Source organism: Rheinheimera sp., assembly GCF_036568245.1.
Classification (GTDB): Bacteria; Pseudomonadota; Gammaproteobacteria; order Enterobacterales; family Alteromonadaceae; genus Alishewanella.
This window is the reverse complement of record NZ_DATCSY010000090.1, coordinates 1-5,861: the sequence shown is the minus strand read 5'-3', so window position 1 is coordinate 5,861 and position 5,861 is coordinate 1. Positions and strand designations below refer to the sequence as shown.

The following is a 5,861-nucleotide window of genomic DNA, read 5'->3' as shown; positions in this document are numbered from 1 at the left end:
AGTGCATCCGCGCTTTAAGATGGTGCACCAGAAAAAACGCACGGGGAAAATATGAAAAGCTTTAAGCTAAGCGCTCTGGCGCTGTCATTAGTACTTGTCGGCTGTCAGCCGCAAACCGATACCACAACAGCCAGTACCGCCACTGCAGAAAATACACAATCAGCAGCAATAGCCGAAGCCGAACAGAATAACTGGTGGCAGGAAGCTGTGTTCTATCAGATTTGGCCGCGCAGCTTTTACGACACCAACGCGGATGGCCATGGCGATTTTAATGGTATGACGGCTAAACTGCCTTACCTGCAGGATTTAGGTGTAACAGCACTGTGGTTAACGCCGATGTTTGCAGCGCCGTCTTACCATGGCTACGACTTTACCGAGTTTTATCAGGTTGAAAGTGATTACGGCAGCATGGCCGAATTTGAGCACTTTATTCAGCAGGCCGACAAACATGGCATGAAGGTAATACTCGACCTGGTGATTAACCATATTTCCAGTGAGCACGACTGGTTTAAGCGCTCTGCTGCCGGAGAAGCGCCGTACAAAGATTATTTTGTCTGGCGTGATGATATGCCTGCCGCTGGCAGCGGTTGGGGCCATGCCTGGAGCAATAACGACAAACCTGACGCAGTATGGCATTACAACGACACCCGTAAAGCCTATTACTACGCTGCTTTTGGCGCCAGCCAGCCAGATTTATATCTGCGCCACCCTGATGTCATTGCAGAAATGAAAAAGATGGCGAAATTCTGGTTGGATAAAGGCGTTGCAGGCTTCCGCCTTGATGCGGTGCGCTTTGCAATGGAAGGCGGCCCGGATGCACAGGCTGATACAGTCGAAACTATCGCCTATTGGCAAGACTTTAATCAGTATGTCAAAAGCGTAAACCCACAAGCGTATCTGGTCGGTGAAGCCTGGACCGATATTCCGGTAGCGGCACGCTACTATGGCGGCGGAAAAGGGCTGGACCAGGGCTTTGATTTTGAAGTGGGTTATAAAATACTGGGCTTGCTAAAGCCTGATGCCAGCGGTGAAGCGCAGTTTGGTACCATGCGGACTAATGCACAAAAAGCGCTGGATGCCAAGGTATTGTGGGACAACGTGCAACAACGTGTGCAATCGGTGGCCCCGCTTAGCTTTTTTGCACCGTTTTTAACCAACCACGATCAGGAGCGGATTGCCTACCAACTGGCAGAGCATGACGCCAAAGCCAAACTGGCCGCCGCTATGCTGTTTAGCTCACCCGGCACGCCCTACATTTACTACGGTGAAGAAATTGGTTTAACCCAGGGCGGCACCGGCCACGATGTGTATAAACGCGCGCCTATGCTGTGGGATAACAGCAAACAGGCGGGTTTTACGCAAAGTGACACCAGCTGGGTAGAGCAGCAAGAGCTGTTTGGTACTAACTTCAGCAACTGGTACCCGGATTTTCTGGCAAGTCAGCTTAATGCACAGGATCGCAGCGTAGCAGCTCAGCAAGCACAACCTGATTCGATATGGCAGCTGTATAAACTGCTGATTGCTCTGAAGAAGCAGCGGCCAGAGCTGGGTACCCAGGGCAGCTATCAGGTCACCCAGTACGACAACGGTGTAGTGCAAATAAGCCGTGAACTAAATGGCAGTAAGAGCCTGTTTCTGCTGAACCTGAGTGACAGCGCGCAGGATATCAGCGATATAGCGCGTGATGGCCTGAGCGCCAGCTGGGGCTTTGATCTTAAAAACCAGCAGCTCGCCGCCAATGGCGTACTGATTTTACAAAGCACACCTTAAGCTTTTCACTGCAGTGTTCTCCCTAAAACCGCCGGCTTGTTATTAGCGGCGGTTTTCTTTTTGCTTGTCAGTCTCACCTTGTTAATTTATTGTACCTTGATATTTAACAACCAAATGCAACAAGGAAAGTTAATGAAACCTATACTGATTTTACTCAGCGCTATGCTACTAAGCCCTGTGCTGCAAGCAGAACCGGCCAAAACGAAACAAGGGCCGGAGTTATTACCGGCGTTTTCCAGCGCAAGCTCACTAAAAGAAAATTTCAGCTGTTATATCGGCCCCTTTGCCAGCTACGACAGCTGGGCAGCTATGTTGAGTAACAAGCCCAAATTTAATTCCGCTGCGTTTGAAGAGCAATTTCCCAGAGCAGTTGTTGAAACGCGCCAGCAAAATATCGATTGCCGGATCTTTGTTTATGAGTCGGACGGCATTCTGGTTGAAGGCGTTATGCTGCAACCGAAAGCCGCCGCACAAAATAATCAGAAACTACCTGTTATCATTTATAACCGCGGCGGGAACGCGACACTGAGTAAAATTCATTATGGGGCTATTCAGCAAAACCTAATGCGCTTTGCCGAGCAAGGCTACATTGTCATCGCCAGTCAATACCGTGGGGCCGCGGGCTGGGCAGCATCGGCATCCCGCGACATCATGCTTGACCAGTTTGGTGGTACAGATGTTAATGACGTCGTCAACCTTTTCCCACTTATTGAAGGCATGCCAACAGCAGACAGCCAACGTGTAGCAATGATTGGTGTAAGTCGCGGTAGCATTATGAGTTATCTCGCTGCAATCCGAATGCCGCAGTTAAAAGCTCTGGTGATTAAATCCGGCGGTTCAGATCTTGAAATTGCTTTGCAAACCAGACCTTCAATGAACAACGTGTACGAAAAATTTATTCCTGACTATGCCAACAATAAAAGTGCCGAATTAGCCAAGCGCTCGGTTTTACGCTGGCTGGATAAACTGCCGCAACAGTTGCCCATCTTACTGTTGCATGGCGAGAAGGATGACCGAATTGATGTGTCCCAGGCCAGAACTATGGCCGCAGCACTTAAGCAGAAAAAGCAACCGCATAAATATATTGAATATACAGGTGCCGATCATTATCTGATACCCAACCGCGCCGAAGCCGATGCGGAAACCGCTGCCTGGCTTAAGCAATATCTTTAAGCCGTAATCACGGCTGCTGCCTGTTTATCAAATCGATAACAACAATGGAAAACTGCACCGGGGAAAACCTCAGTGCAGTACCCTTTTTTAAGACTTTGACGGTAAGCTAATGACTGTCGAAATAGGAAAGTGATCAGAAATATACACACCGGCCACGTTCAGTTGATAAGTGCGGTAGCTGGAACTTCTTAAACCCTTGCTGATAAAAATATAGTCGATACGCTCCCGTTCGCCGGCAGCGAAACCATTGTAAGTACCTACGCCCTCTGCGTTTGCCAGTATTGCTGTGTCGGTTAATGGCAGCAAAGGGCCTGTGGTAAGTGTTTTATAAGCTGCGCTATTGTGCAGCATATTAAAATCACCCAGTAAAATAACCGGTTTGCTGCCTGCAATGGCTGGAATATGTGTTAACAGGAACTCTGCGCTTTTTTGCCGTGCTACATCACTTACATGGCTAAAATGCACGTTAAAGACAAAGAAATCACTGCCGTTTTTCTCAAAATGCCCCCAACTGGCCACGCGGGGAAGATGGGCTTGCCAACCTATTGAACCCGCTATCTGCGGCGTTTCAGACAACCAAAAGTTGCCGCCATCCAGTTTTGTCAGGGTATTTTTATTGTAAAACAATGGCACAAACTCACCGGCATTCACGCCGTCATCTCTGCCTACACCAATGTAGTCATAATCAGGCAGTTGCTCACTTAACCAGTTAAGTTGGTGGTGCAACACTTCCTGTAAACCCAGTACATCAGGCCGTAGAGTGTTTAAGTGAGCATAAATCAGTTGTTGTCTGTTGGGCCAGGCATTTGTTGCATCTGCAGGGTTGTCGTACCGGATATTAAAGCTTTCAACAACCAGGTTGGTGGCATGTACTTTGAACATCAGGCTACACAGCGTAAACAGCAAAACATAATTAACGGCTTTTGTCACAACGATTCCTTTTGGCTTAACCTGAGCAGTTATTGTAGCTAAGCAGTATTGCGCCATTGTTAAAGCAACACAACCATACTAAAAGCGCATAGGCGAAAGCCTTTGTCGGCGTTACACTACGTTTATTCCTTAGCGGCTTTACAAGTGAATGCTGTTATGTCTGACCGTTCCCATTTGTTTTCACTGCGCCTGTGCCACGCGCTGCGTGAAGTACTGGCTGAAGGCTATAACGCCAATAAACTCACGAAAGATCTGCTGGCAGGTCTGACGGTTGGCATTATTGCCATTCCGTTGGCAATGGCGCTGGCGATTGCTTCAGGTGTGGCGCCACAGTACGGTTTGTACACCGCCATTATCGCCGGTTTTATTATTGCGCTGACCGGCGGCTCCCGTTACAGCATAAGCGGCCCGACTGCAGCCTTTGTGGTTATTTTGTACCCGGTGGCGATGAAATATGGCTTAAGCGGCTTATTACTGGCCACGGTATTATCGGGTGTGTTGCTGTTGCTGATGGCGGCATTCAGGCTTGGTCGCCTGATAGAGTATATTCCTGAGCCGGTGACGCTGGGTTTCACCGCTGGCATAGCGGTGGTGATTGCCACCTTACAAATCAACGATTTTTTTGGTTTAAAGCTTACCAGCCTGCCAGAGCACTACGCAGAGAAAGTCGCCGCATTGGCACAGCATTTACCGCAGTTATCAATTGCCAGTCTGGCAGTAGCGTTGGTAACACTTAGCGTGATGCTGCTCTGGCCCAAGCTGAAAATACCGTTGCCAGCCCACTTACCCGCCTTGTTTATCGGCACCTTACTGGCATTACTGTTACTGCAGTTTGGCTTTGAGCTCGACACCATAGGCTCACGTTTTAGCTATAGTGCCGCTGATGGCACCCCTGGCAGCGGCATTCCGCCGTATCTGCCGCATTTTGACTGGCCCTGGTTGCGGCCCGGGCCTGACGGTGAATTACTGGGCTTTAGCTGGCAGCTGATAAAAGATTTACTCTCAGCCGCTTTTGCCATGGCGATGCTGGGCGCTATTGAATCGCTATTGTGTGCTGTGGTACTCGACGTTATGTCAGGCCGGCGTCACAGTGCCAACAGCGAACTGCTGGGCCAGGGCATCGGCAATATTATTACCCCCTTTTTTGGTGGCATTACCGCCACTGCCGCACTGGCCCGCTCGGCAGCAAACTATAAAGCCGGCGCCCAGTCGCCGCTCTCAGCAATGGTGCACGCCCTGGTGGTGCTGCTGGCTTTAGTGTTACTGGCACCAGTGTTGTCTTATTTGCCAATGGCTGCCCTGGCCGCTTTGCTGATGATGGTCGCCTGGAATATGAGCGAAGCACCCAAGGCAGTGCATTTGCTGAGAACTGCGCCGCGCAGCGACATCTGGGTGTTTATTACCTGTTTTAGCCTGACCGTGCTGTTTGATATGGTGATTGCGATAACCACCGGTATTTTGCTGGCGACCGTGTTGTTTGTGAAAGAAATTGCCCAAATGAGCAAGGTGACCGACATCAGCAACCAGCGTAAACAGGTGGAACAAGCGCTGCCGGATGGCTGGCAGGTACTGAAGATCAGTGGGCCGCTGTTTTTTGCCGCCGCCGACAGGATTTTTGCTGATATTGCCCGCCTGAGCGAGCAAAGCCGTGGTTTGGTATTGTATATGGATGGTGTGCCACTGCTCGACGCTGGTGGTCTGGCCGCGCTGAATAAACTTATCAGCAAATGCCAGCATAACAACACTGAGCTGGTGATTGCCGACTTACAGTTCCAGCCACTGAAAACACTGGCCAAAGCCGGAGTTCAACCGATCCCCGGCAGATTGACGTTTTACCCGACATTACGTGAAGCGCTGGACAAACTGTACCTGCGTGAGCAGGATACTACGACGGACAGTTAGCCTTTATGCTCGGTTTTAATTAACTTGCCGTGTTGATCAAAGTACTGCCAGTCGCCTGACGGGCGGTTGCTGATATAACTACCCTG

4 protein-coding genes are annotated in these 5,861 nt (G+C 49.9%); 3 read left to right on the top strand and 1 reads right to left on the bottom strand.

What is annotated here, in order from left to right; translation table 11 throughout:
* The first annotated feature begins 51 nt into the window (after positions 1 to 51).
* The gene (locus tag VIN66_RS03930) at positions 52 to 1,770 is read left to right on the top strand and encodes an alpha-amylase family glycosyl hydrolase (RefSeq protein WP_331922777.1); all 1,719 of its coding nucleotides are present in this window, start codon (positions 52 to 54) and stop codon (positions 1,768 to 1,770) included.
* A 132-nt stretch (positions 1,771 to 1,902) separates the two neighbouring features.
* Complete coding sequence (locus VIN66_RS03925; RefSeq protein WP_331922776.1) at positions 1,903 to 2,943, top strand: alpha/beta hydrolase family protein; 1,041 nt, start codon at positions 1,903 to 1,905, stop codon at positions 2,941 to 2,943.
* A gap of 87 nt (positions 2,944 to 3,030) precedes the next feature.
* Here the strand turns inward: VIN66_RS03925 and VIN66_RS03920 are convergent, their stop codons facing one another.
* Complete coding sequence (locus tag VIN66_RS03920) at positions 3,031 to 3,873, bottom strand: endonuclease/exonuclease/phosphatase family protein (protein ID WP_331922775.1); 843 nt, start codon at positions 3,871 to 3,873, stop codon at positions 3,031 to 3,033.
* Between the two features lie 156 nt (positions 3,874 to 4,029).
* Between VIN66_RS03920 and dauA the strand changes: the two genes are divergently transcribed.
* On the top strand, positions 4,030 to 5,775 hold the full coding sequence (gene dauA / locus VIN66_RS03915) for a C4-dicarboxylic acid transporter DauA (protein ID WP_331922774.1): 1,746 nt from the start codon (positions 4,030 to 4,032) through the stop codon (positions 5,773 to 5,775).
* Positions 5,776 to 5,861: the final 86 nt, after the last annotated feature.